Here is a 23,992-nt window from a genome sequence, read left to right on the forward strand (position 1 = left end):
CCCGTCAGATGGCACACCGCCGGCTCATTGGGCCAGCATCATGCCGGGGATCTGGCGCCAGTAGCCGTTGCAGTCGCGCTCCTGCTGCAGGGGCAGGGGAGCCTGCCCTTGTTCATTGGCCTTGAAGCGGTCCAGCATCGTCAGGGTGTCCAGCCCCTCGGGGGAGAGGCGCACCACATCTACCAGCCCCTCCATCCCGGCCAGATCGTTGCCCAGGTTGTAGCAGTAACCGGACTGGGTCTGGATGCCGTTGAGGTTGAACACCTTCTGCCCCTCGCGGCTGCTGGCGAGCCGGCCGGTGGGGTAGTCGATGCAGGCCAGTTCGCAATTGTCCTTGGGCCGGTCGAGGGAGCGGGCGGTAAAGCAGCGCGCCGAGTAGGCGAGTGGCAGGTGGCCGTAGGCGAACACCTCCACCTCGAACTGCTGGCGGGCAGTGCCCAGATCCTGATTGAGCTGCACCAGCCAGTCGCGGGAGAGCTCCACCGGCATCACCCAGCGCTGCATCCCCTGTTTGAGCAGCATGCGCAGCACGTCGGCGTTGTAGGCGTTGATGGCGGGGCCGCAGACGAACGGCAGCCCGGCTTCGCTGGCGAGCTGGACTGCCCCCAGATCGTTGGCCTCGATCATCAGCTCGCCGTTGTCGACCAGCCGCTTGACCTCCTTGAGCTCGGAGGGGGCGGAGATGAGCGCCAGCGTGGAGAGCACCGCCTGCTTGCCCGAGCCGGCTACCTGACGGGCGAGGGCAATCCAGTCATCCACTTTCAGTTCGCGGCGCTTGCTGCAGACGGTTTCCCCCAGATAGACGATGTCGGCCTGGCTGGCGGCCGCCGCCTGATAGAAGCCCTGGGTGTCGGCCTTGGGCCAGTAGAAGAGCAGGGGGCCGAGAGAGAATTTCATGAACAGGGCTCCTTATTGCCACTGGCGATGGTAGGCACCGAGGGTGGTCTGACTCCCCTCGGAGACGCGGGCGAGCTGGGCATCCCACTCGGCCTTGACCTGATAGGCTTCCGGATTGGCCTGATAGGCGTCGATGGCGGCGCGCCAGACCCGGGTGACCTGCTCCACGTAGGCGGGGCTGCGTTGGCGCCCCTCGATCTTGACCGACTGGATACCGGTCTGGAACAGCTCGGGCAACAGGCCGAGGGTGTTGAGGCTGGTGGGCTCCTCCAGCGCGTGGTAGGTCTGGCCATCCACCTCGAAGCGGCCCTTGCACAGGGTCGGGTAGCCGGCGTTTTCCCCCGGGCCGTAACGGTCGATCAGCACCTCGTTGAGGCGAGATTCGAGGCCGCTCGGTGTCTCCTCCCAGCGCACGAACTTGGCCGGTGAGCAGGCGCCGACGGTATTGGGGCTCTCGCCGGTCATGTAGGAGGAGAGGTAGCAGCGCCCCTCCGCCATGATGCAGAGGCTGCCGAAGGCGAACACCTCGAGACCGACGTCGGTCTCGCGGGCCAGCTGCCTCACCTGGTGCATGGAGAGGACGCGGGGCAACACCACCCGACCGACGTTGAAGTGTTGCTGGTAGAAGCGGATGGCGGCGGCGTTGGTGGCACTGGCCTGCACCGAGACGTGCAGCTCCAGATCCGGGTAGCGGCGGCTGGCATAGTCGAGCACGGCGAGGTCGGCGATGATCAGGGCATCGGCACCCAGTGCGGCGCCCTTGTCCACCGCTTGCTGCCAACGTGCATCGGAGCCCGGGTGGGCGAAGGTGTTGATGGCGATGTGCAGTTTGCGGCCATGCTGGTGCACATAGTCGACCGCTTTCTCCAGCTTGCTGTCGGTGAAGTTGAGCCCGGCGAAATGGCGGGCGTTGGTGTCATCCTTGAAGCCGATATAGACCGCATCGGCCCCGTTATCCACGGCTGTTTTCAGTGCCGGCAAACTGCCTGCCGGACAGAGTAATTCCATCGGGTACGCTCCGAGAGGGCAAAAAATGCAAAAGTGGCCCGATTGTATTCACCGGCGTCCTTCCACTTTTTGACCTGAGGCAGCTTTGTGTGGCTTTACCCTTCTTGAGGTAAGTGGGCACAAGTTTGATTTCCAACAGGATCATGGCTGCGGCCCTGTGCTTGAATGCGCAAAAAACTGGGAGTTTATCGTGTTTCAACAACTGCAACGTCGCCTGGTCGAACAGGCTCCCCGCATTCTGCGCCATCCTCTCAAACTGGTGCCATTTTCCTTGCAGCAGAACCTGATGGAGCGCCTGCTGGCCAGCGTGTTCAAAGAGGCCATCGCAGATGGTGACTTTGAATTTCTGGCGGGCAAGTGGCTCAAGGTCGAAGTCTCGGATCTGGAGCTCTGCTGGTTCATCAGCGAGCAGGATGGCAAGCTGGTGGTGGCTCGCCACTGCGAGCAGGCCGATGTCTGTTTCAGCGGCACCACCAACGACCTCATTCTGATTGCCGGGCGCAAGGAAGATCCCGACTCTCTCTTTTTCCAGCGCAAGCTGAAGATTGAAGGGAACACCGAGTTGGGTCTGGAGGTGAAAAACCTGATGGACAGCCTGGATCTGGACGGTTTGCCAAGCCTGGTGCGTTATCCCTTGCTGGATCTCGCCACCTTCATCGAGCGGGCGAAGGCGGGATCAGCGCAAGAGGCGCACTCTGCGCCGGCGGGTGGGGTTGCGCCTCAGCTGTGAGACCAGCCCATCGGCATGGTGGCGGTAGTGATTGCGAGCCCACAGGCAGCGACAGGCCCACAGACAGGGCAGCAGAGCCAGCAGGGCGCCGGCGTTGGGAAGGCGCGAGAGCAGCAAACCCAGCGCCAGCCAGATGAACGGCTGGGCCTCGTAGAGCCACTCCGGCTGAAACCAGCGCTTGGTCGGGAAGATGACCAGATCGGTACGTCGATAGCTGGATCGCATCATCCAGACGGTGGCGCCGGCGACAAACAGCAAGGTGCCCGCCAGCCAGAGCAGCGGGGAGTGGCTGAGCAGGATGATGCCGACCGCCACCAGCAGATAGCAGACGGGCAACCTCTCATAAAGCCAGCGTGGGCACATGTTGCCTCCACTTTTCACCTTCCCATCCTTCAAGTCTAGCCAGTCAGCGCACCTGTCTCATACCGCTTTGTTCTGCAAAACGGCGTCATTGTTGTGAATTGGCGCGCCATTTACGGTGCCAAAATAGCGATTGGCTATGTTACAATTGCGCGCCATTTTTGACTGAAGATTGACTGGGCATGTTGGATCAGATTCGTATCGTGTTGGTAAACACTTCTCACACCGGCAACATGGGCTCTGCGGCGCGCGCCATGAAGACCATGGGCTTGAGCCAGATGGTACTGGTTGATCCGCAAGCACAGCCCGATGACAACGCCTATGCGCTGGCCGCCGGTGCCAGCGATCTGCTGGCCAATGCCCGTATCGTGTCGACCCTGGATGAAGCCATTGCGGATTGTGGTCTGGTCATCGGTACCAGTGCCCGTTCTCGTACCCTGAGCTGGCCCATGCTGGACCCCCGCGAAGCGGGCGAGAAGCTGGTAACCGAGGGGATGCAGCATCCGGTGGCGCTGGTATTTGGCCGTGAACGCACCGGCCTGACCAACGACGAGCTGCAAAAGTGCCACTACCACGTGGCCATTGCGGCCAATCCGGAGTACAGCTCCCTCAACCTGGCCATGGCGGTGCAGACCCTCTGCTATGAGGTGCGAATGCACTGGCTGCAGCAGGAACAGGTCGGCGAGACCGACATGGCGGTGGATTATCCCAGCGCCGAGCAGCTGGAAGGCTTCTATCAGCATCTGGAGCAGACGCTGCTCAAGACCGGCTTCATCGCCGATGACCATCCGGGACAGGTGATGAGCAAACTGCGCCGTCTGTTCAACCGGGCTCGTCCAGAGGCGGTGGAACTCAACATCCTGCGCGGCATTTTGACCTCGGTGCAAAAACCGAGACCGCAGGATTAAACCCGACTGGATTACTCAACCATATACTTGACTAATTTAGTCGGGTATGTGACCATATGCCCATATTGATTGGTTCGCAAAACGGTAAGGCATATGAGACTGACCTCAAAAGGACGTTACGCTGTGACTGCCATGCTCGACGTGGCGTTGCATGCAGAGCAGGGGCCCGTGCCCCTGGCTGATATTTCGGAGCGCCAGGGCATCTCCTTGTCCTATCTGGAGCAGCTGTTTGCCCGCCTGCGCAAGCATGGCCTGGTGAGCAGCGTGCGTGGCCCGGGCGGCGGTTATCGCCTCGGTCTGGCGCCGAATGCCATCTCGGTCGGTCAGGTGATCACCGCGGTCGACGAATCGGTGGATGCCACCAAGTGCCTCGGCAAGGGTGGCTGCCACGGCGGCACCCAGTGCCTCACTCACTCCCTGTGGCGTGACCTGAGCGAGCGGATCTCCAGCTTCCTGGGGGACATCACCCTGGCCGAGCTGGTTGATCAGGCCGATGTGCGCCGGATTGCCGGCAAGCAAGATGAACAAATGAAAACCGTGTTGTCCCTGGTAGATCGGGCAGAACGCGGCGATGTGAGCTTGAAAGTCCAACTATAAACAAACGTGCTTTCCACAGCTGGTCGATGTATGACCCTGGCTGTAACGGAGAAAAACATGAAACTGCCTATTTACCTTGATTATTCGGCAACCTGTCCGGTGGACCCGCGTGTCGCAGAAAAAATGATGCAGTGTCTCACCATGGATGGCCTGTTCGGCAATCCAGCTTCCCGTTCCCACCGCTTTGGCTGGCAAGCCGAAGAGGCGGTCGATCTGGCCCGTAATCAAGTGGCAGAGCTGATCGGTGCCGACCCGCGCGAGATCGTCTTCACCTCCGGTGCGACTGAATCCAACAACCTCGCCATCAAGGGCGTCGCCCATTTCTACGCCGGCAAGGGCAAGCACATCGTTACCTCCAAGACCGAGCACAAGGCGGTACTGGATACCTGTCGCCAGCTGGAGCGCGAAGGCTATGAGGTAACCTACCTCGAGCCGATGCCCAATGGCCTGTTCACCCTGGAACAGATCGAAGGCGCCCTGCGTGATGACACCATCCTGGTCAGCATCATGCACGTCAACAACGAGATCGGCGTGGTGCAGAACATCGCCGCCATCGGCGAGCTGTGCCGCTCCCGCAAGATTCTGCTGCACGTGGATGCGGTACAGAGCGTGGGCAAAATCCCGGTCGACGTGGAAGCGCTCAAGGTTGACCTGCTCTCCATGTCCGCCCACAAGGTATACGGCCCCAAAGGCATTGGTGCCCTCTACGTGCGTCGCAAGCCGCGTGTGCGCCTGGAAGCCCAGATGCACGGTGGAGGTCACGAGCGCGGCATGCGTTCCGGCACCCTGCCGACTCACCAGATCGTCGGCATGGGCGAAGCCTTCCGCATCGCCAAGGAAGAGATGGTGAGCGAAGGTCAGCGCATCATGGCCCTGCGTCAGCGCCTGTGGGACGGCATCAAGGATATCGAAGAGGTCTACATCAACGGTGACCTGGAACAGCGGGTGCCGGGCAACCTCAACGTCAGCTTCGCCTATGTGGAAGGGGAATCCCTCATCATGGCGCTGAAGGATCTGGCGGTCTCTTCTGGTTCTGCCTGTACCTCGGCCAGCCTGGAGCCCTCCTACGTGCTGCGCGCACTGGGCCTGAACGACGAGCTGGCGCACAGCTCCATCCGTTTCAGCATGGGTCGCTTCACCACCGAGGAAGAGATTGATTACGCAATCAAGCTTATCCGTGACTCCATCGGTCGTCTGCGCGAGATGTCTCCCCTGTGGGAGATGTACAAGGACGGCGTCGATCTGAACACGGTCGAATGGGCTCATCACTGATCCGCGGGATCGGTGTTCAACGGAATTAGCAGGAGTTAGATATGGCTTACAGTGAAAAAGTAATCGACCACTACGAGAACCCCCGTAACGTAGGTGGCTTCGACAAGAACGATCCCAGCATCGCTACCGGCATGGTCGGTGCACCGGCCTGTGGTGACGTGATGAAGCTGCAACTGAAGATCAGCGACGACGGCATCATCGAAGATGCCAAGTTCAAGACCTACGGTTGTGGTTCCGCCATCGCCTCCAGCTCCCTGGTGACCGAGTGGGTCAAGGGCAAGACCCTGGATGAAGCGGCCGGTATCAAGAACACCGACATCGCCGAAGAGCTGGCGCTGCCACCGGTGAAGATCCACTGCTCCATTCTGGCCGAGGATGCCATCAAGGCCGCCATCGCCGATTACAAGCAGAAGAAAGGTCTCTAAGGTCAGGAGCGCAGTATGGCCATTACCATGACAGATGCCGCAGCGGCACGGGTTTCCTCGTTTCTGACCAACCGGGGCAAGGGCATCGGCCTGCGCCTCGGCGTCAAGACCACCGGCTGCTCGGGTCTTGCTTATGTGCTCGAGTTCGTCGATGAGCTGGCAGATGAAGATCAGGTATTCGAGCAGGACGGGGTCAGGATCATCGTCGATGCCAAGAGTCTGATCCACCTGGATGGCACCGAACTGGATTTCGTCAAGGAGGGCCTCAACGAGGGCTTCCAGTTCAACAACCCCAACGCCAAGGGCGAGTGTGGTTGCGGCGAAAGCTTCAGTGTCTGAGATGTGTGCAACACATGATCGCTTGTCCGTTGAACTGGTCGGCCACGGCCGGTTCAACCATGCCGCTTCGCCCACCTGAGCGCGAGCGGCATGGGGGCAGCATCAGTGTCTAAGAGGTCTGCATGAATTATTTCGAGCTGTTTGGGCTGGTTGAAGGCTTCGAGCTCGATACCCGTCAGCTGGCAGAGACCTACCGCCAGTTGCAAACCCAGTTTCATCCCGATCGTTTTGCCACCGCCCCCGAGCGGGAGCAGCTGGCTGCGGTGCAACGTGCCGCCCAGATCAACGATGCCTTCACTACCCTCAAGGCGCCCCTGCGCCGAGCCGAGTACCTGCTCTCCCTGCGTGGCACCGAACTTCGTGGCGAGCAACAGACGTTGCAAGATACCGCGTTTCTGATGCAGCAACTGGAGTGGCGCGAGCGGCTGGCCGACCTGAAAGGGGAGACTGACCCTGAGCGTGCCATCAAGGATTTTCGCCAGGAGATCAGGCATGATCACCAGTTGTTGATGCAGCAGCTGACCCAGGCTCTCGCCACCGGCGAGGATCCGCGAGCGGCTGATTGTGTTCGCAAACTCAAGTTTGTCGACAAGCTCCTCGAGGAGCTGGAACGATTCGAAGACTCGCTGTTCGAGTCTTGATCCTTTAACGCTGGAAGTTTGATTACCCATGGCATTACTGCAAATCGCCGAGCCCGGCCAGAGCGCCGCACCTCATCAGCACAAACGTGCCGTTGGCATCGATCTTGGCACCACCAACTCGCTGGTCGCCGCCGTGCGCAGCGGTCAGGCCGATACCCTCTGCGACGAGCAGGGGCGTGATCTGCTGCCCTCCGTCGTGCATTACCAGGCTGACACCATCCGGGTCGGCGTCGATGCCAAGCGCGAGGCCGCCCTCGACCCGCACAACACCATCGTTTCCGCCAAGCGGATGATGGGCAAGGCGCTGGCCGACATCGATACCCGCCAGCAACCCTATCAATTCGTGGCGGCCGACAACGGCATGCCGCAACTGCAGACCCGTCAGGGGCTGGTCAACCCGGTTCAGGTCTCGGCCGAGATCCTCAAGAAACTGGCCGAGCGTGGCGCTGCCGCCCTCGGTGGTGATCTCGATGGCGTGGTCATCACAGTGCCCGCTTATTTCGATGACGCCCAGCGCCAGGGCACCAAGGATGCAGCCCGCCTGGCCGGCCTGCACGTGCTGCGCCTGCTCAACGAACCGACCGCCGCCGCCATCGCCTATGGCCTCGATTCCGGCCAGGAAGGGGTGATCGCCGTCTACGACCTGGGTGGCGGTACCTTCGATATCTCCATCCTGCGCCTGCATCGCGGGGTGTTTGAAGTGATGGCCACCGGCGGCGATTCGGCCCTGGGCGGTGATGACTTCGATCACCTGCTGGCAGACTGGTTGAAAGAACAAGCCGGTTTGACTGGCGAGCTGGATGCCCGTCTGCAGCGCGAGCTGCTGGATGTGGCTGCCGCCGTCAAGCATGGTCTGACCGACGCCGACGCCGTTCCCTGCACCTTTGCCGGCTGGCAGGGCTCTGTCACCCGCAACCAGTTTGACGAGCTGATCCAGCCGCTGGTCAAGCGCACCTTGCTGGCCTGCCGCCGCGCCCTGCGCGATGCGGGGCTCGAGCAGGAGGAGGTGCTGGAAGTGGTGATGGTCGGCGGTTCGACTCGGGTGCCGCTGGTGCGCGAGCTGGTGGGCGAGTTCTTCCAGCGTCCGCCCTTGACCAGCATCGATCCGGACAAGGTGGTGGCCATCGGTGCCGCCATCCAGGCCGACATCCTGGTGGGCAACAAGCCTGACGCCGAGATGCTGCTGCTGGACGTCATCCCGCTCTCCCTGGGTCTTGAGACCATGGGCGGCCTCGCCGAGAAGGTGATCCCGCGCAATACCACCATTCCGGTGGCCCGCGCCCAGGAGTTCACCACCTTCAAGGATGGCCAGACCGCGATGGCGATCCACGTGGTGCAGGGCGAGCGCGAGCTGGTGGCCGATTGCCGATCCTTGGCCCGCTTCACCCTGACCGGCATTCCGCCCATGGCGGCGGGGGCGGCCCACATTCGCGTCACCTTCCAGGTGGATGCGGACGGTCTGCTGTCGGTCAGCGCCATGGAAAAATCCTCCGGCGTGCAGGCCGAGATCCAGGTCAAGCCCTCCTATGGACTGGGTGAGGATGACATCCTCAACATGCTGAGTGCCTCCATCGCCAATGCCCAGCAGGACATGGACGCTCGCATGCTGGCGGAGCAGCAGGTCGAGGCCGACCGGGTGGTCGAGAGCCTCAACGCCGCCCTGGCCGCCGATGGCGAGGCTTTATTGAGCCCCTCCGAGCGGGCCGAGCTGGATGCCGCCATCGCCCATCTGCTGACCATGCGCAGCACGGGCACCACCAACCAGATCAAAGAGGCCATCGAGGCGGCGGACGCTGCCAGTGGCGAATTTGCAGCCCGCCGGATGGATGCCTCTATCCGCAAGGTGCTGACCGGACAAAACGTCAACAAGGTGTAATATGCCAAAACTGATTATTCTGCCCCATCCCGAGCTCTGTCCGGACGGCGCGGCCCTCGAAGGTGCGACCGGTGAAACCATTCTGGACATCGCGCTGCGCAACGGCATCGAGATCGAGCACGCCTGCGAGAAGTCTTGCGCCTGCACCACCTGCCACTGCGTGGTGCGGGAAGGCTTCGACTCCCTCGAGCCGAGCGACGAGCTGGAAGACGACATGCTGGACAAGGCGTGGGGGCTGGAGCCGGAATCCCGTCTCAGCTGCCAGGCCAGACTGGCGGACGAGGATCTGGTGGTGGAACTGCCCAAGTACACCCTGAATCTGGCGTCTGAGCGCCACTGATGACCCCTTAATTACACATGAGTGAATTGCACGTGCAGCATCTCGTGGTGCAGTAATGATATGGTGAAGGCCGTGACCCTTGAGGGAGCGGCCTTTTTTGTGCCCGTGATTTCCCTATTCGTTGATGAAAGTGCCAATAAAAAGGAAGCAAGAGAACATGGCTGACATGATGAACGTACGGTTGTCTTCCCAGGCTGCCGCCGCCCACTGGGGCGAGGGTGCCCTGCTCAGTTTCAACGGCGACGAAGCCCATCTCCATCTGGGCAGCGGCCAGGAGAAGGAGGCGCTGCGCGCCATCCAGCGCGCTGCCAGACGCCTCGAGTCGAGCGGCATCAAGCGCGTCAAGCTGGTGGGTGAGGGCTGGAACGGGGAGCGTCGCTACGCCTTTGCCCAGGGCTTCTATGCCGCCAAGGGGGTTCGCGAGCTCGATTTCGGCGAGCAGAGCGACCAGGAGGCTGCCGAGCTGGCTGCCTTGCTCAAAGCGACCCGCTGGGTGCGCGAGGTGACCAACGGCTGCCCGCAGGAGATCTACCCCATGAGCCTGGCGGAATCCGCCCTGCTGCTCATCCGCAGTCTCGCCGGTGACAAGGTGACCGCCCGCATTACCGCCGGGGAGGCGTTGCAGGAGGCCGGTCACATCGGGATCTGGTCGGTGGGCCGCGGCAGCGAGCGCGAGCCGGTGCTGCTGGAGCTCGACTACAACCCGACCGGGGATGCCAATGCCCCCGTGCTGGCGGCGCTGGTGGGCAAGGGGATCACTTTCGATTCCGGCGGCTACTCCATGAAGTCCTCCGACAACATGCTGCCGATGAAGTCCGACATGGGCGGCGCCGCCATGGTGACCGGCGCGCTGGCGCTGGCCATCAGCCGCGGCCTGAACAAGCGGGTGAAACTCATCCTCTGCTGCGCCGAGAACCTGGTCTCCGGCCATGCCTTCAAGCTCGGCGACATCCTCACCTATCGCAACGGCATCTCGGTCGAGATCCAGAACACCGATGCGGAAGGTCGCCTGGTGCTGGCTGACGGCCTGCTGGCCGCGAGCGAAAGCGGGGCTGCCTATATCCTCGACGCCGCTACCCTGACCGGCGCAGCCAAGACCGCGCTGGGTCGCGACTACAACGCCGTGTTTGCCCTCGATGAGGCGGAGCAGGCACGTGCGCTGGCTGCCGCCAGAGCCGAAAACGAGCAGGCCTGGGCGCTGCCGCTGGAGCCCTGGCATGCGGGCCAGCTCACCTCCGCCTTTGCCGAGCTGGGCAATGTGGCGTCCGCCGAAGGCACCGCCGGTGCCACCACCGCGGCGGCCTTTCTGTCGCGCTTCGTGCGTGACGAAGGCAAGGGCTGGGTGCACCTGGACCTGGCCGCCTCCTATCAAAAATCGGGCAATGATCTGTGGGCGACCGGTGCCAAGGGCCACGGCCTGCGCACGATTGCTCGCTGGCTGCAGGAGGTGAGTGCATGAACATCTGGTTGAGCCGAGAATTTGCCGCTCCCGAGTGGGGTGAAGGGGCGCTGCTCTCCCACCGCGCCGACGGCATGGTGATCCATCTGGTGACCGCCAGCCCCTTGCTGGATATCCAGCAGGCGGCACGGCGTCTGTGCAGTCAGGGGATCCAACAGGTGGTGCTGGCCGGTCACTGGGAGCGCGAGCAGCAGTGGGCCTTTGCCCAAGGGCTGCAGACCCCCAAGGTGGAGGTCGAGCTGCAGTGGGCTACCTCGTCCGAGGAGGATCGGGAGGAGCTGGAGGCACGCTGGCTGTGCGGGCGCTGGGTGCGGGAGATGACGAATGCCACGCCGGAACAGCTGGGGCCGCTGGAGCTGGCGGTTGAAGCCGCCGCCTTCATCACCGAGCTGGCGCCGGACCGGATCAGTCATCGCATCCTCAAGGGCGAAGCCTTGCAGCAGGCGGGCTGGGTCGGTCTCTACCAGGTCGGCCGTGGCAGCGAGCGCGAGCCCGTGCTGCTGGAGCTGGACTTCAACCCGAGCAAGGATCCCAAAGCCCCGGTGGCGGCAGCGCTGGTGGGCAAGGGCATAACCTTCGACTCTGGCGGCTACTCCATGAAGACCTCTCAGGGCATGCTGACCATGAAGCACGACATGGGCGGTGCCGCCATCGTCACCGGCGCCCTGGCGCTGGCCATCCTGCGTGGCCTCGACAAGCGGGTGAAGCTCATCCTCTGCTGCGCCGAGAACCTGGTCTCGGGTCATGCTTACAAGCTGGGTGACATCCTCACCTACAAGAACGGCACCACGGTGGAGATCGTCAACACCGACGCCGAGGGGCGACTGGTGCTGGCCGATGGCCTGCAGCTGGCCGGGGATTCCGGCGCCCCGCTGGTCATCGACGCTGCGACCCTCACCGGGGCGGCGGTGATGGCGCTGGGGGGACGTTACAACGCCCTGTTCGGGCTGGACAAGGGGCTGGTGAGCCGTGCCATGGGTTATGCGGATGCCGAGCAGGAACCCGCCTGGCCACTGCCGCTGGAACCCTGGCATCGCCAGCAGTGCCCGTCCCACTATGCCGACACCGCCAACAGCCGGCCCGTGCCGGGCGGCGGTCCGGGTGGTGCCTCCAACGCGGCGGGCTTCCTCTCCCGCTTCGTCGCCAATGAGGGGCAGGGCTGGCTGCACGTCGATCTCGCCGCCTGTTTCAGCGAGAACGGAGACAACCTGTGGGCACCGGGGGCCAACACCCTGGGGATGCGCACCATCGCCCACACCCTGCTGGCGGAGGTCCGCTGACCGGCAATGACAAGGGCACCTGCGGGTGCCCTTTCGACAGGGGAGGGTGAGCAATAGCCTGGGTTTCAGGGGGTTAACATGACTATCGTGCACAAGCGCACATTTTTTCCTGCCAGCCTGGGCCAAGATGAGTGGTGATGTTGTTTTAGGGAAGAATTTGTTTAATAAAAAGTTGCTTTTCTGTGTGTTATTTCGCTTTTTGTTTACGTATAATCGCCGCCGAACATGGATTCTAACAATAAATCTCTGTAGTTAAGGAAAGATCTCAATGGCCATCGAACGTACCTTCTCCATCATCAAGCCGGATGCCGTCAGCAAGAATCTGATCGGTGCCATCTACAACCGTTTCGAGAGCGCTGGCCTGAAAGTCATCGCCGCCAAGATGCTGCACATGAGCAGCGAGCAAGCCGCCGGTTTCTATGCCGAGCATCAGGGCAAGCCGTTCTATGACGGCCTGGTCAGCTTCATGACCTCCGGCCCCGTCATGATCCAGGTGCTGGAAGGCGAAGAGGCCATCCGTCGCCACCGTGAAATCATGGGCGCGACCAACCCGAAAGAGGCCCTGGCCGGCACTCTGCGCGCCTGCTTCGCCGAGAGCATCGACCGCAACGCCGTGCACGGCTCCGATGCACCGGCCTCCGCTGCCCGTGAAATCGCCTACTTCTTCTCCGACGCCGAGATCTGCCCGCGCGGCTGATTTCTGTTGGAAGAACCTCAAGGGAGCCTCGGCTCCCTTTTGTTTTTTGGTCATTCGGTCAATATCCACTTATTCTCCAGGTGGAAAGCCGGACCCATAATTTGTACAATGCCGCCCCCTGACGTAGGTCAGCCGATAATTTATGAAGTGTGTGAGCTGAGGCCCTTGATGAGCGAAACAAAAACCAACCTGCTGGATCTTGATCGGGATGCCATGCGCGCCTTCTTCGTCGAACTGGGCGAGAAGCCGTTTCGGGCAGATCAGGTGATGAAGTGGATCTATCACTTTGGTTGTGATGATTTCGATCAGATGAACAACGTCAACAAGGTGCTGCGCGAGCGCCTCAAGGCGATTGCCGAGATCCGGGCGCCGGAAGTGAGCCGTGAACAGCGCTCCTCCGACGGCACCATCAAGTGGGCGCTGCAGGTCGGCGGCCAGGAGGTGGAGACCGTCTACATTCCGGAAGAGGATCGGGCGACCCTGTGCGTCTCCTCCCAGGTCGGCTGCGCCCTGGAGTGCAAGTTCTGCTCTACCGCCCAGCAAGGCTTCAACCGCAACCTGAAAGTTTCCGAGATCATCGGCCAGGTATGGCGCGCCGCCAAGATCGTCGGCGGCAAGCGTCCCATCACCAACGTGGTGATGATGGGGATGGGCGAGCCGCTGCTCAACCTCGCCAACGTGGTACCGGCCATGCGGTTGATGATGGACGACTTCGGCTACGGCATCTCCAAGCGCCGGGTGACCATCTCTACCTCCGGCGTGGTGCCGGCGCTGGACATGCTGGGCGACCAGATTGACGTGGCTCTGGCCATCTCCCTGCACGCACCCAACGACAAGCTGCGCTCCGAGATCATGCCGATCAACGACAAGTACAACATCGAGGAGTTCCTCGCCGGTGTCCGTCGCTACCTCGGCAAGTCCAACGCCAACGGCGGCCGGGTGACGGTGGAATATGTGCTGCTCGATCATATCAATGACGACATGCAGCATGCCCACGAGCTGGCCAAGGTGCTCAAGGATACCCCGAGCAAGATCAACCTGATCCCGTTCAACCCCTTCCCGGGCAACCCCTACGGCAAGCCGAGCAACAGCCGTATCGACCGTTTTTCCAAGGTATTGATGGAATACGGCTTCACCGTCATTGTCCGCAAGACCCGTGGCGACGACATCGATGCGGCCTGCGGCCAGCTGGTGGGGGAGGTGATCGATCGCACCAAGCGCACCATGAAAAATCGGATGCAACAGGATGGGATTTCCGTCAAAATGGTTTAACTTGCTAAGCCATTGTATAGTCAGGGAATGGATACACGAACATTGATCGTAGTGGCAGCGCTCTGCGCGCTGCCAGGCTGTGTTACCGAGACCACTTACGCTGGCCAGAATTCCACCCAGCGTGAAGTGGGTCCCGATCTCAAGGCGGCAGCCCAGACCCGTCTGGATTTGGGTATTCAATATCTGCAACAGGGCAACGCCGAGCAGGCCAAGTTCAACCTTGACCGCGCGCTGCAGTATGACCCTGCCAACCCTCAGGTTTACGTCGGTTTTGCCTACTTCTACCAGCAGGTGGAGGATTTCAAGGCGGCCGAAGAGAGCTACAAGAAAGCCCTTGCCATGGATCCGTCCAATGCTGACGCGATGAACAACTATGGCGCCTTCCTTTGCAATCGTGGTCGCTTCGACGAGGCGGAAAAGGCCTTCCTGCAGGCCGTCAGCCAGCCCAACTACATCAAGATTGCCGATACCTATGAAAACGCGGCACTTTGCGCCGCGCAAAATCGCAGAAATGATAAAGCAAGCGAGTATTATCGCTTGGCCTTGGGGTATAATCCCCGCAATCCAAGGTTATTGCTGGACATGGCGGAGCTTTCCATGAAAGATGGCAAGCTGCCTGATGTGCAGGCCTATCTCGCCCGTTTTGCCGATGTGTCAGACGAGAACGAGAACAGTCTCTGGTTGAGATTGCGGCTGGCGCAGGCTATGGACAAACCGGCACTACTTCACCAATTCGGGACTGAGCTGGTAAGGCAATATCCCACTTCGCAACAAGCCAAGCGTTACTTAGCCAATGACTACTGAACAGCCACACGATTTTCAAGACGACTCCCAGGCAGTTGGCCCAGGCCAGCTGCTGCGCAACGCCCGTGAACAGCTCGGCTGGACACGAGAACAGGTTGCGTCTCGCATTCACCTTCGTCTGACCCTGATTGCCGCGATCGAATCGGATACGTATGACAAGCATACGTCCCATACCTTCATTCGCGGCTATCTGCGTACTTATGCCAAGCTGGTCGGTATCCCGGAAGAGACCATCCTCGCGGCTTATGACAAGCTGGGGCTGACGCCCCCCGACAACATCGACATGCAGAGCTTCTCCCGTCGCTCCCGTCAGCAGGCCAACGACAGCCGCCTCAAGGTCGTCACCTGGCTGGTGATCCTGGTGCTGATCGCACTCTCCGTCGCCTGGTGGTGGCAGAGCACGGCGCGTCGCTCCGCCGGTGACGAGGCCCTGGCCGCGACTGAAATGGGCGCAACCAGCAACACCCCGAGCGCCACCGTGCCGCCGGCGGTGGACGTGGCTGACCCTGTGGTTGCACCGGCAACTTCCGCTGCGGCCGCGACCCCGGCTGATCCCGTAGTGAGCGCCGCCGCGACCACGCTGCCGGTCGATGCCAGCAGCGCCGTGACGACCACGGCTGTTGCGAGCTCTGCCGCCACTGCCACGCAACCGGCTGCCGACACCGCCGCGAGCGAGCCGGCCAAGGTGCCCCAGCTCAAGATGAGCTTCACCGCCGACTGCTGGCTGGATGTCAAGGATGCCAAGGGCAAGACCCTGTTCAGCGGCCTCAAGAAGGCCAATGACGAACTGGTACTGGAAGGACCCGAGCCGCTCAAATTCATCATTGGTGCGCCCATGGCCGTCAATATCGAATATCAGGGCAAGTCCATCGACATGAGCCGTTACAACAACGGCCGGACTGCTCGCCTCTCACTGCCGCAGGAGTAATCTGTCCGCCATGTCCGCTCACGAATCTCCCATCATTCGTCGTAAATCCAGGCAGATCATGGTCGGTAATGTACCGGTTGGGGGCGATGCCCCCATCACGGTGCAGACCATGACCAACACCAAGACCACGGACGTGGCCGCCACCGTCGAGCAGATCCAGCGGATCGAGCGGGTTGGCGCCGACATAGTTCGGGTCTCGGTGCCCACCATGGAAGCGGCGGAAGCCTTCAAGCTCATCAAGCAGCAGACCCGCATTCCCATCGTCGCCGATATCCACTTCGACTACCGCATCGCCCTGAAAGTGGCCGAATACGGTGCCGATTGCCTGCGCATCAACCCGGGCAACATCGGCAATGAGGAGCGGGTCCGCGCCGTGGTCGACTGCGCCCGTCACTACAACATCCCGATCCGCATCGGTGTCAACGGCGGCTCGCTGGAGAAAGACATTCAGGAGAAGTACGGCGAGCCGACCCCGGAGGCGCTGCTCGAGTCAGCCATGCGCCACGTGGACTATCTGGATCGTCTGAACTTCGACAACTTCAAGGTGAGCGTCAAGGCGTCCGACGTCTTCCTGGCGGTCGGCGCCTATCGCCTGCTGGCCAAGCAGATTGAACAGCCGCTACACCTTGGCATCACCGAAGCGGGCGGTTTTCGCGCCGGCGCGGTGAAGTCCGCCATCGGTCTTGGCATGCTGCTGAGCGAAGGCATCGGCGACACCCTGCGCATCTCGCTGGCCGCCGATCCGGTGGAAGAGATCAAGGTGGGTTTCGACATCCTGAAATCCCTGCGCATCCGTTCCCGCGGCATCAACTTCATCGCCTGTCCCTCCTGCTCCCGCCAGGAGTTCGACGTCATCGGTACGGTCAACGCCCTGGAAGAGCGGCTGGAAGACATCATCACCCCGATGGATGTCTCCATCATCGGTTGCGTGGTGAATGGCCCTGGCGAGGCGCTGGTCTCGGATCTGGGTCTGGCGGGGGCGGCCAACAAGAGCGCCTTCTACGAGGGGGGTCAGCGGGTGGACCGGCTCGACAACAAGGATCTCATCCCGACCCTGGAGCGCCGCATTCGCGCCCGGGCCGCCATGCTGGATCCGGCCAACCAGATCCAGGTGGACGAGGGTTGAGCAACCAAGGGCCACTCAGGGTGGCCCTGTCTTTAGGTTGCTGATTTTACATCCCGCATTGGAATACCCTGATTTTACCTCGGGGTCGAAAATCCCTATAATGCGGCCAAATTTTACCTCTTTTTCTCGAGTATCAACGTGGCAAAACAGATCCAAGCTATTCGCGGTATGAATGATTGCCTGCCGGAGCAGAGCCCGGTATGGCAGAAAGTAGAACAGATCCTGCGCCAGGTCGTGGCCAGCTATGGCTACAGCGAAGTGCGCATGCCGATTGTCGAGCAGACCCATCTGTTCAAGCGCGCCATCGGTGAAGTGACCGACGTGGTCGAAAAAGAGATGTACACCTTTGAAGACCGCAACGGCGACAGCCTCAGCCTGCGCCCGGAAGGCACCGCCAGCTGCGTGCGGGCCGGCATCGAGCACGGTCTGCTTTACAATCAGGAACGCCGGATGTGGTACATGGGCCCCATGTTCCGTCACGAGCGTCCTCAGAAGGGCCGTTATCGCCAGTTCCACCAGTTCGGGGTCGAGCTGTTCGGCATCAACGGGCCGGACATCGATGCCGAGCTCATCATGCTGACTCACCGCCTGTGGCGTCTGTTCGGTATCAGCGAACACGTGACCCTGCAGCTCAACACCCTCGGTCAGAGCAGCGAGCGCGCCGCCTACCGCGATGCGCTGGTGGCCTACCTGGAGCAGTACAAGGATCAGCTGGACGAAGAGAGCCAGCGCCGTATGTACAGCAACCCGCTGCGGGTGCTCGACTCCAAGGACGAGAAGGTTCAAGCCATTCTGGTGGGCGCCCCGCGTCTGTTCGATCACCTGGGCGAAGAGAGCCTTGCCCACTTCGAGGGGCTCAAGCGCCTGCTCGAATCCGCCGGCATCCAGTACGAAGTGAACGAGCGGCTGGTACGCGGCCTCGACTACTACAACCTCACCGTGTTCGAGTGGGTCACCAACAGTCTGGGGGCTCAGGGCACCGTCTGTGCCGGTGGTCGCTACGACGGTCTGGTGGAGCAGCTGGGTGGTCAACCGACGCCGGCTGTGGGTTTCGCCATGGGCATGGAGCGACTGGTGCTGATGCTGGAGACCCTCGAACTCAACGGCGATATCTGCCCGGCGGTGGATGTCTACCTGGCCATGGTGGGCGAGGGCACTGAACAGGCCGGTTTCCAGCTGGCCGAGCTGCTGCGCGATGCCCTGCCTGACTTGCGCCTGATGAGCCACTGCGGCGGCGGCAACTTCAAGAAACAACTCAAGCGTGCCGACAAGAGCGGCGCGGCCATTGCCCTGATCCTTGGCGAGACCGAGGTGCAAAACGGGGAGATCACCATCAAATATCTGCGTGGCCAGGCCGAGCAACAGACCGTCACGGTCGACGCCGCCATTGCCCTGCTGGCAGCCAAAGGAGAGTAAGCTGTGGAAGTTTATACCACCGAAGAACAACAGGTTGAGGTCATCAAGAGCTGGTGGAAAGAGAACGGAACCTCGGTGATCGCAGGAACTGTCATCGGTCTGGTTGGACTCTTTGGCTGGCGCTACTACAACGAGCATCAGCAGACCAGCCAGGAGGCCGCCTCCCAGGCTTACAACGAGATGGCCGCCCAGCTGGCCAAGGGCGATGCCGCCGGCTTCGAGCAGGCGCAAAGCTTCATCAGCGCCCACAAGGGTGACTCCTATGCCGAACTGGCTGCCCTGCAGCTGGCCGCCGCCGCCGTCAAGGCTGGCAAGCTGGATCTGGCCGTCGAGCAGCTGACCCAGGTGGCCACCAGTGGTGACGAGAGCATCCGTCCCATCGCCGCCCTGCGTCTGGCCCGGGTTCTGAACGATCAGGGCAAGGCTGACGAGGCGCTGGCTCAGCTTGGCAAAATCAACAACGATGCCTTCAAGGCCCAGGTCGCGGAAGTACGCGGCGACGTGCTGCTCAAGCAGGGCAAGGCCGAAGAGGCGCGCGATGCCTATCAGGCGGCGGCCGATGCCGGCGGCCTGCAGGGCAGCGCCGAGCTCAAGCTGAAAATGGACGATCTGGCGTTGCCAGCGGTGACCACGGGTGAGGCTCCGGATGCGTAATCTGTTCAAGATGGTGGTGTTGGGGGCTGCGGTCTCCTTCGCCCTGCAGGGGTGCTCCCTGTTCAGTTCGGAAGAGGATCTCAACCCGATGGCGCCGCTGCCCAAGGTCGAGTCCGCCTTCACGGCCGATACCAGCTGGTCCTCCTCGGTGGGTGACGGCATCGGCGACTTCTACTCCCAGCTCAAGCCGGTGGTGGAAGAGGAGCGCATCTATGCCGCCGCTCGCGATGGCGACGTGACCGCTTTTGACCGCGAAAGCGGCAAGGAGCTGTGGAGCGTGGATCTGGCTGACTTGCCGATCAACGCCGACAAGCGCAGCGCCCGCCTCTCCGGTGGCCTGGTATCCCGTTACGGCAAGCTGTTCCTGGGTTCCGAGAATGGGGTGGTCTACGCCCTGAACCAGGAGAACGGTGAAGTGCTGTGGCAGACCTCGGTGCCGGGTGAAGTGGTGGCGAGCCCTGCCGTTGAGGATGGCCGGGTGGTGGTGCTGACCACCTCGGGCCGTCTGGTGGCGCTCGATACCGATGAAGGCAAGCTGCAGTGGACCCTGGCGGAAGAACAGCCGCCGTTGACCCTGCGCAGCGCCGGTGCCCCCATCATCACCAACGGCGCCGTGCTGTACGGCCGCGCCGATGGCAAGGTGGGCATCGCCCTGCTCAGCAACGGTCAGCCGGTGCGCCAGTCCAAGGTCGCCGACCCGCGCGGTGCTACCGAACTGGATCGGATGGTCGACGTGGACGCCACCCCGCTGATCGCCGGTGATGAGCTCTATGCCATCGCCTATAATGGCCAGCTGATGGCGCGCAAGCTGATGACCGGTGACGAGGTGTGGAAGCGCAAGTATTCCGGCTACCGCGACATGGCGGTGACCGGCAATGCCATCGTGCTGACCGACAGCCGCAGCCACCTGTTTGCGGTCGACCGTCGCAATGGTCTCGAGCTGTGGTCCAACACCCAGCTGGAAAACCGCACCGTGACCGCCCCCGTCATCCTGGGTGACTATGTGGTGGTTGGCGATGTGGAAGGTTACCTGTATTGGCTGGATCGTACCGACGGTACCATCAAGGCCATGCAGCAGCTCGACAGCAGTGGTCTGTACGCCGCCCCCCTGGTGGACGGTGACACCCTGTATGTGCAGAGCCGTGGCGGCAAGTTGTACGCTATCAAGCGTCTCTGATCGCCCGTCAATCTGAATATCCGGCTCCTGGTCTTCGGACCCGGAGCCTTTGTCGTCTTGAGAATGAGGCTTTTATGACTCCTGTAGTAGCCCTGGTGGGCCGCCCCAACGTGGGGAAATCCACCCTGTTTAACCGCCTGACCCGTACCCGGGATGCCCTGGTGGCTGACTTCCCCGGTCTGACCCGGGACCGCAAGTACGGCCAGGCGAAGTTGGGCGAGCTGGAATTTATCGTGGTGGATACCGGCGGTATCGATGGCACCGAAGAGGGGATCGAGCTGAAGATGGCCGAACAGTCCCTGCTGGCCATCGAAGAAGCCGACGTGGTGCTGTTCATGGTGGATGCCCGTGCCGGTTTGACCGCGGCGGATCAGGCCATCGCCGAGCACCTGCGCAAGACCCACAAGAAGGTGTTTCTGGTGGCCAACAAGACCGACGGCATCGACGGTGACTCCGCCGTGTCCGAGTTCTACGGCCTGGCCCTGGGCGAGGTCTACCAGATGGCGGCCGCCCACGGTCGTGGCGTACTGAGCCTGCTGGAGCTGGCGCTGGCCCCCCATCTGGAGACCCTGGTCGACGCCGCCACACAAGAAACCGCGCAGGATGAGGAAGAAGAGGACTTCGACGAAGAAGCCCTGCTGCGCATGGTGGCTGCCGGTGAACTCGACACCAAGGAAGACACCAAGGAGACGCCGTTCGCCGATCTGCCCATCAAGTTTGCCATCGTCGGTCGCCCCAACGTCGGCAAATCCACCCTGACCAACCGCATGCTGGGTGAAGATCGGGTCATCGTCTATGACATGCCGGGCACTACCCGCGACTCTGTCTACATCCCGATGGAGCGTGACGAGCAGAAGTACGTCATCATCGACACCGCCGGCGTGCGTCGTCGCGGCAAGGTGCACGAGACGGTGGAGAAGTTCTCCGTCATTAAGACCCTCAAGGCGATTGAAGATGCCAACGTCTGCCTGCTGGTGATCGACGCCCAGGAGACCATCACCGATCAGGACTTGAGCATCCTCGGTTTCGTGCTCAACACCGGCCGCTCCGTGGTACTGGTGGTGAACAAGTGGGACGGTCTGGATCAGAAGGTGAAAGAGGACGTCAAGAACGAGCTCGATCGTCGTCTGGGCTTCATCGACTTTGCCCGCGTGCACTTCATCTCCGCCCTGCACGGCAGCGGCGTCGGCCACCTGTTCGAATCCATTCAGGAGGCCTACCAGTCCGCCACCCGCCGTACCAGCACCGCCATGCTGACCCGCATCATGCAGATGGCGCAGGAAGACCACCAGCCGCCGATGGTGAACGGTCGCCGGGTCAAGCTCAAATATGCCCACGCCGGTGGCTACAACCCGCCGCGCATCGTGATCCACGGCAACCAGCTCAACGACTTGCCGGATTCCTACAAGCGCTACCTCATCAACTACTTCCGCAAGTCGCTGAAGATCATGGGGACGCCGGTCCGGGTCGAGTTCCAGGAGTCGGCCAACCCGTTCGAGGGCAAGAAAAACACCCTGACCCTGAGCCAGGAGCGTCAACGCAAGCGCCTGCTCAAGGCCAAAGCCAAGAAATAAGGCCCAGCGGCTGCCCTCACCGGCAGCCGTTTTTTCTAGGACAAGGGGAGGGGAATGTGCAGTGGGTGGGCCCACTGCACATTCACTTTGCAAGGAGCCAACCATGAGCCACCTTCACTGCCCTGCCTGTCAGGGCGAACTGGACAGTCGCAGCCGCGAGACCGCCTGCAGCCAGTGCCAGGCCCGTTTCCAGATCCGGGCCCTCTGCCCGACCTGCCGGCAGGAGCTGGAGCGGCTCAAGGCCTGCGGTGCGGTGGATTACTTCTGCAACCACTGCAACAGCCTGGTATCGAAGCGGGCAGTGGTCTTTGAGGTGAGCCCGCTGGCGGGGAATTGAGGCGATAAAAAACCCGGCAATTGCCGGGTTTATGCTGTGTGTTCTGCTATAAGCAAGGTGAAGGAGCGGTTTCGGCGCCATATCTTGCGTTTGATGTCATTGAGCTTGAGTTTGCGTCTGGGGCTCCAGCCGCACTTTGCTTTTCTGACCAGTGTCGTTCTTCTGCGAGCTCGCATCTTGGTCTCCTCCCATTGGGTGGCCATCCCGGCCTTGGGTGATGATGGGAGCCTATCTGAAAGTGCTGTCATCCCGAGTGCAAGTGGATGAAATAGCGCGATAAAAACAATTTCGGATAGGCTCCGGTATGGTCGGATGGTAACAGAGAAACCACCCGAAAAACAAACCTGTCAACAAGGGATCAGCGCAGGGTGATCTGCTTGACCACTTCGGCGATGACGGTGGGACGCTCGGCACTGGGCGGCTCGCTGCTGTCGTCATCGTCCAGCTCTTCGCGGCGGTGGGCTTTCTGCTGCTCGTTGTCGAGCCAGAGCAGGCTCTGGTAGTACTGGCGCACGTTGTTGACGTAGTTGCGCGCCTCGCCGCCACGGGCATAGCCGTAGCGTACCTTGCGATGCCAGCGCGACTGTTGCAGCAGCGGCAGCACCTCTTTCACGTCGCTCCAGGCATCGGGATTCTTGCCGAGCTCCTTGGTCAGGCGGCGGGCATCCATCATGTGGCCGTAACCGATGTTGTAGGCGGTGAGGGCAAACCACACCTTTTCGTCATCGGGCACCGAGGCGGGCACCTTCTCCATCATCTGCTCCAGATAACGGGCGCCGCCCTTGATGCTCTCCTCCGGGTGCAGCCGGTTGTTGACCCCCATCGCCTTGGCGGTGGGCTCGGTCAGCATCATCATGCCGCGTACCCCGGTGTAGGAGCGCGCCTCTGGATCCCAGTGGGATTCCTGATAGCTGATGGCGGCCAACAGGCGCCAGTCCACCACGTTGGCGTGGGTCTTGAACAGATCCTGATACTTGGGCAGCAGGCTCTTGGCCCGCTGCAGGAAGGTGCGGGTGTCGACGAAGTCGAAATTCTGCACGTGGCCGAAGTACTTCTCGTCGAGCTTGGCGATGGCGCCGTCCATGAAGCGCTGGCCGAAGAAGTCGATGATGCTGGCGTAGAGGCTGTCGTCTGGCAGCTTGGTCATGGCCCAGGCCACGGTCTGGTTCTTGGCCAGGGTCATCCCCTCGGTGAGCTCGGGGTAGTAGCGCTGGGTGCGGGCCAGCACGGTATCCTGCACCACCGTGTAGTCAATCTTGCCGTCGGCCACCTGCTTGAGCAGCTCCTCCACGTCGGCATCCCGATTGGTGCTCCACTTCAGGTTGGGGTACTGCTTGGCGAGCTCCTTGAGCAGATCTTCGCCGGTGGAACCGGCCGGCACCACTATGTTGCCCTTGAGATCGCCGATGTCCTTGGGCTTGGGAGAACCGTTGCGATAGACCAGCTTGGGGGAGACCTGGTAGAAGCCGGGGCCGAAGCGAAACAACTGACGCCGCTCCGGGGTGACCACGATGGCGGCGGCAGCCAGATCCAGCTTGCCCTTTCTCAGCAGTTCCACCAGTTCGGCGGTGGAGTAGACCGGCACTATGGTCAGCTTGACCCCCAGCCAGTCGGCATAGCTCTGCGCCAGCTCGTAATCGAACCCCTGGGCGGTGTCGTCACGCTGGTAATAAGAGGTGGGGCCGTAGATGGTGCCAACCCGGATCTCGCCTCGCTGGCGGATCTGCTCCAGCTGGCTGGAGGGGGTGTAGAAGTCGCAACCGACCAGGGTCAGCAGCAACGTCAGCCCGATAAACAGTCGAAAAATGCAGCGCAAGTAGGTGAGTACCCTTGTTGAAAAAATCGGCATTTGTCAAAAAAGAGGCACCTTTATAC

General features: G+C 61.7%; 25 protein-coding genes. 21 read left to right on the forward strand and 4 right to left on the reverse strand.

The features are described 5' to 3' along the window. Positions 1 to 24: 24 nt before the first annotated feature. Positions 25 to 897, reverse strand: a complete 873-nt coding sequence (locus R2E40_RS08745) for a U32 family peptidase (RefSeq protein WP_318165249.1) — start codon at positions 895 to 897, stop codon at positions 25 to 27. Positions 898 to 909: 12 nt separating this feature from the next. After that, the gene (ubiU, locus tag R2E40_RS08750; protein WP_017410222.1) at positions 910 to 1,905 is read right to left on the reverse strand and encodes a ubiquinone anaerobic biosynthesis protein UbiU; all 996 of its coding nucleotides are present in this window, start codon (positions 1,903 to 1,905) and stop codon (positions 910 to 912) included. A 190-nt stretch (positions 1,906 to 2,095) separates the two neighbouring features. On the opposite strand from ubiU, the gene ubiT reads away from it, so the two are divergent. Beyond that, on the forward strand, positions 2,096 to 2,635 hold the full coding sequence (gene ubiT / locus R2E40_RS08755) for a ubiquinone anaerobic biosynthesis accessory factor UbiT (protein ID WP_011705631.1): 540 nt from the start codon (positions 2,096 to 2,098) through the stop codon (positions 2,633 to 2,635). Here ubiT and R2E40_RS08760 read toward each other — a convergent pair. Further along, positions 2,582 to 2,998: a hypothetical protein gene (locus R2E40_RS08760; protein ID WP_011705632.1), complete on the reverse strand. Its 417-nt coding sequence runs from the start codon at positions 2,996 to 2,998 to the stop codon at positions 2,582 to 2,584. The two genes, ubiT and R2E40_RS08760, sit on opposite strands and share 54 nt — an antisense overlap. Before the next feature lie 179 nt (positions 2,999 to 3,177). Here R2E40_RS08760 and trmJ point away from each other — a divergent pair, with 179 nt between their 5' ends. The 20 genes from trmJ to R2E40_RS08860 all read left to right on the forward strand — a co-directional run bounded on the left by trmJ (position 3,178) and on the right by R2E40_RS08860 (position 22,117). Continuing rightward, complete coding sequence (trmJ, locus tag R2E40_RS08765; RefSeq protein WP_101148882.1) at positions 3,178 to 3,903, forward strand: tRNA (cytosine(32)/uridine(32)-2'-O)-methyltransferase TrmJ; 726 nt, start codon at positions 3,178 to 3,180, stop codon at positions 3,901 to 3,903. A gap of 93 nt (positions 3,904 to 3,996) precedes the next feature. Then, positions 3,997 to 4,500 carry a Fe-S cluster assembly transcriptional regulator IscR gene (iscR, locus tag R2E40_RS08770; protein ID WP_011705634.1) on the forward strand — a complete coding sequence of 168 codons (504 nt, stop codon included), beginning with the start codon at positions 3,997 to 3,999 and terminating at the stop codon, positions 4,498 to 4,500. Positions 4,501 to 4,557: 57 nt separating this feature from the next. Continuing rightward, a complete protein-coding gene (locus R2E40_RS08775; protein WP_005299763.1) occupies positions 4,558 to 5,772 on the forward strand; it encodes an IscS subfamily cysteine desulfurase in 1,215 nt (404 codons plus the stop codon). A gap of 41 nt (positions 5,773 to 5,813) precedes the next feature. Continuing rightward, a complete protein-coding gene (iscU, locus tag R2E40_RS08780) occupies positions 5,814 to 6,197 on the forward strand; it encodes a Fe-S cluster assembly scaffold IscU (RefSeq protein ID WP_005299770.1) in 384 nt (127 codons plus the stop codon). A 15-nt stretch (positions 6,198 to 6,212) separates the two neighbouring features. Continuing rightward, positions 6,213 to 6,536 carry an iron-sulfur cluster assembly protein IscA gene (iscA, locus tag R2E40_RS08785; RefSeq protein ID WP_219590942.1) on the forward strand — a complete coding sequence of 108 codons (324 nt, stop codon included), beginning with the start codon at positions 6,213 to 6,215 and terminating at the stop codon, positions 6,534 to 6,536. Positions 6,537 to 6,658: 122 nt separating this feature from the next. Then, positions 6,659 to 7,177 (forward strand): co-chaperone HscB, encoded by a 519-nt coding sequence (gene hscB, locus R2E40_RS08790; protein ID WP_016350399.1) that lies wholly within the window; start codon positions 6,659 to 6,661, stop codon positions 7,175 to 7,177. Between the two features lie 28 nt (positions 7,178 to 7,205). Then, positions 7,206 to 9,053 carry a Fe-S protein assembly chaperone HscA gene (gene hscA, locus R2E40_RS08795; protein ID WP_318165250.1) on the forward strand — a complete coding sequence of 616 codons (1,848 nt, stop codon included), beginning with the start codon at positions 7,206 to 7,208 and terminating at the stop codon, positions 9,051 to 9,053. 1 nt (position 9,054) lies between these two features. Continuing rightward, positions 9,055 to 9,393: an ISC system 2Fe-2S type ferredoxin gene (gene fdx / locus R2E40_RS08800; RefSeq protein WP_005299781.1), complete on the forward strand. Its 339-nt coding sequence runs from the start codon at positions 9,055 to 9,057 to the stop codon at positions 9,391 to 9,393. 157 nt (positions 9,394 to 9,550) lie between these two features. Further along, positions 9,551 to 10,852, forward strand: coding sequence for an aminopeptidase PepB (gene pepB / locus R2E40_RS08805; protein WP_318165251.1), 1,302 nt, complete (start codon positions 9,551 to 9,553; stop codon positions 10,850 to 10,852). Further along, complete coding sequence (gene pepB, locus R2E40_RS08810) at positions 10,849 to 12,132, forward strand: aminopeptidase PepB (RefSeq protein ID WP_011705640.1); 1,284 nt, start codon at positions 10,849 to 10,851, stop codon at positions 12,130 to 12,132. Before pepB (R2E40_RS08805) ends, pepB (R2E40_RS08810) begins: the two co-directional genes overlap by 4 nt. Positions 12,133 to 12,400: 268 nt before the next feature. Next, positions 12,401 to 12,829, forward strand: a complete 429-nt coding sequence (gene ndk, locus R2E40_RS08815) for a nucleoside-diphosphate kinase (protein WP_011705641.1) — start codon at positions 12,401 to 12,403, stop codon at positions 12,827 to 12,829. Positions 12,830 to 12,997: 168 nt separating this feature from the next. After that, positions 12,998 to 14,101: a bifunctional tRNA (adenosine(37)-C2)-methyltransferase TrmG/ribosomal RNA large subunit methyltransferase RlmN gene (locus tag R2E40_RS08820; protein WP_011705642.1), complete on the forward strand. Its 1,104-nt coding sequence runs from the start codon at positions 12,998 to 13,000 to the stop codon at positions 14,099 to 14,101. Between the two features lie 12 nt (positions 14,102 to 14,113). Next, a complete protein-coding gene (gene tapF, locus R2E40_RS08825) occupies positions 14,114 to 14,905 on the forward strand; it encodes a PilW family type IVa pilus biogenesis/stability lipoprotein TapF (RefSeq protein WP_011705643.1) in 792 nt (263 codons plus the stop codon). Further along, positions 14,895 to 15,833 carry a cytoskeleton protein RodZ gene (gene rodZ / locus R2E40_RS08830; protein ID WP_318165252.1) on the forward strand — a complete coding sequence of 313 codons (939 nt, stop codon included), beginning with the start codon at positions 14,895 to 14,897 and terminating at the stop codon, positions 15,831 to 15,833. The genes tapF and rodZ overlap by 11 nt, the downstream gene beginning before the upstream one ends. Before the next feature lie 10 nt (positions 15,834 to 15,843). Then, positions 15,844 to 16,959, forward strand: coding sequence for a flavodoxin-dependent (E)-4-hydroxy-3-methylbut-2-enyl-diphosphate synthase (gene ispG / locus R2E40_RS08835; protein WP_016350405.1), 1,116 nt, complete (start codon positions 15,844 to 15,846; stop codon positions 16,957 to 16,959). Between the two features lie 138 nt (positions 16,960 to 17,097). Then, on the forward strand, positions 17,098 to 18,375 hold the full coding sequence (gene hisS, locus R2E40_RS08840) for a histidine--tRNA ligase (protein ID WP_202002353.1): 1,278 nt from the start codon (positions 17,098 to 17,100) through the stop codon (positions 18,373 to 18,375). A gap of 3 nt (positions 18,376 to 18,378) precedes the next feature. Beyond that, positions 18,379 to 19,029 carry a YfgM family protein gene (locus R2E40_RS08845; RefSeq protein ID WP_202002356.1) on the forward strand — a complete coding sequence of 217 codons (651 nt, stop codon included), beginning with the start codon at positions 18,379 to 18,381 and terminating at the stop codon, positions 19,027 to 19,029. Continuing rightward, the gene (gene bamB / locus R2E40_RS08850) at positions 19,022 to 20,206 is read left to right on the forward strand and encodes an outer membrane protein assembly factor BamB (protein WP_202002358.1); all 1,185 of its coding nucleotides are present in this window, start codon (positions 19,022 to 19,024) and stop codon (positions 20,204 to 20,206) included. Before R2E40_RS08845 ends, bamB begins: the two co-directional genes overlap by 8 nt. Before the next feature lie 74 nt (positions 20,207 to 20,280). Then, entirely contained in the window at positions 20,281 to 21,780 is a 1,500-nt protein-coding gene (gene der / locus R2E40_RS08855) for a ribosome biogenesis GTPase Der (RefSeq protein ID WP_011705649.1), read from the forward strand. A 103-nt stretch (positions 21,781 to 21,883) separates the two neighbouring features. Continuing rightward, positions 21,884 to 22,117, forward strand: a complete 234-nt coding sequence (locus R2E40_RS08860; RefSeq protein WP_016350409.1) for a zinc ribbon domain-containing protein — start codon at positions 21,884 to 21,886, stop codon at positions 22,115 to 22,117. A 358-nt stretch (positions 22,118 to 22,475) separates the two neighbouring features. Here the strand turns inward: R2E40_RS08860 and mltF are convergent, their stop codons facing one another. Continuing rightward, positions 22,476 to 23,966: a membrane-bound lytic murein transglycosylase MltF gene (gene mltF, locus R2E40_RS08865; RefSeq protein ID WP_011705651.1), complete on the reverse strand. Its 1,491-nt coding sequence runs from the start codon at positions 23,964 to 23,966 to the stop codon at positions 22,476 to 22,478. Positions 23,967 to 23,992 lie beyond the last annotated feature (26 nt).

It is taken from the genome of Aeromonas sp. CD (genome assembly GCF_033349375.1).
GTDB lineage: Bacteria > Pseudomonadota > Gammaproteobacteria > Enterobacterales > Aeromonadaceae > Aeromonas > Aeromonas hydrophila.

Excerpts from the sequence above, each read along its gene's own strand:
- R2E40_RS08745 (WP_318165249.1), bottom strand. The coding sequence starts at position 897 with ATGAAATTCTCTCTCGGCCCCCTGCTCTTCTACTGGCCCAAGGCCGAC.
- ubiU (WP_017410222.1), bottom strand. The coding sequence starts at position 1,905 with ATGGAATTACTCTGTCCGGCAGGCAGTTTGCCGGCACTGAAAACAGCC.
- R2E40_RS08760 (WP_011705632.1), bottom strand. The coding sequence starts at position 2,998 with ATGTGCCCACGCTGGCTTTATGAGAGGTTGCCCGTCTGCTATCTGCTG.
- trmJ (WP_101148882.1), top strand. The coding sequence starts at position 3,178 with ATGTTGGATCAGATTCGTATCGTGTTGGTAAACACTTCTCACACCGGC.
- iscR (WP_011705634.1), top strand. The coding sequence starts at position 3,997 with ATGAGACTGACCTCAAAAGGACGTTACGCTGTGACTGCCATGCTCGAC.
- R2E40_RS08775 (WP_005299763.1), top strand. The coding sequence starts at position 4,558 with ATGAAACTGCCTATTTACCTTGATTATTCGGCAACCTGTCCGGTGGAC.
- iscU (WP_005299770.1), top strand. The coding sequence starts at position 5,814 with ATGGCTTACAGTGAAAAAGTAATCGACCACTACGAGAACCCCCGTAAC.
- iscA (WP_219590942.1), top strand. The coding sequence starts at position 6,213 with ATGGCCATTACCATGACAGATGCCGCAGCGGCACGGGTTTCCTCGTTT.
- hscB (WP_016350399.1), top strand. The coding sequence starts at position 6,659 with ATGAATTATTTCGAGCTGTTTGGGCTGGTTGAAGGCTTCGAGCTCGAT.
- hscA (WP_318165250.1), top strand. The coding sequence starts at position 7,206 with ATGGCATTACTGCAAATCGCCGAGCCCGGCCAGAGCGCCGCACCTCAT.
- fdx (WP_005299781.1), top strand. The coding sequence starts at position 9,055 with ATGCCAAAACTGATTATTCTGCCCCATCCCGAGCTCTGTCCGGACGGC.
- pepB (WP_318165251.1), top strand. The coding sequence starts at position 9,551 with ATGGCTGACATGATGAACGTACGGTTGTCTTCCCAGGCTGCCGCCGCC.
- pepB (WP_011705640.1), top strand. The coding sequence starts at position 10,849 with ATGAACATCTGGTTGAGCCGAGAATTTGCCGCTCCCGAGTGGGGTGAA.
- ndk (WP_011705641.1), top strand. The coding sequence starts at position 12,401 with ATGGCCATCGAACGTACCTTCTCCATCATCAAGCCGGATGCCGTCAGC.
- R2E40_RS08820 (WP_011705642.1), top strand. The coding sequence starts at position 12,998 with ATGAGCGAAACAAAAACCAACCTGCTGGATCTTGATCGGGATGCCATG.
- rodZ (WP_318165252.1), top strand. The coding sequence starts at position 14,895 with ATGACTACTGAACAGCCACACGATTTTCAAGACGACTCCCAGGCAGTT.
- ispG (WP_016350405.1), top strand. The coding sequence starts at position 15,844 with ATGTCCGCTCACGAATCTCCCATCATTCGTCGTAAATCCAGGCAGATC.
- bamB (WP_202002358.1), top strand. The coding sequence starts at position 19,022 with ATGCGTAATCTGTTCAAGATGGTGGTGTTGGGGGCTGCGGTCTCCTTC.
- der (WP_011705649.1), top strand. The coding sequence starts at position 20,281 with ATGACTCCTGTAGTAGCCCTGGTGGGCCGCCCCAACGTGGGGAAATCC.
- R2E40_RS08860 (WP_016350409.1), top strand. The coding sequence starts at position 21,884 with ATGAGCCACCTTCACTGCCCTGCCTGTCAGGGCGAACTGGACAGTCGC.
- mltF (WP_011705651.1), bottom strand. The coding sequence starts at position 23,966 with ATGCCGATTTTTTCAACAAGGGTACTCACCTACTTGCGCTGCATTTTT.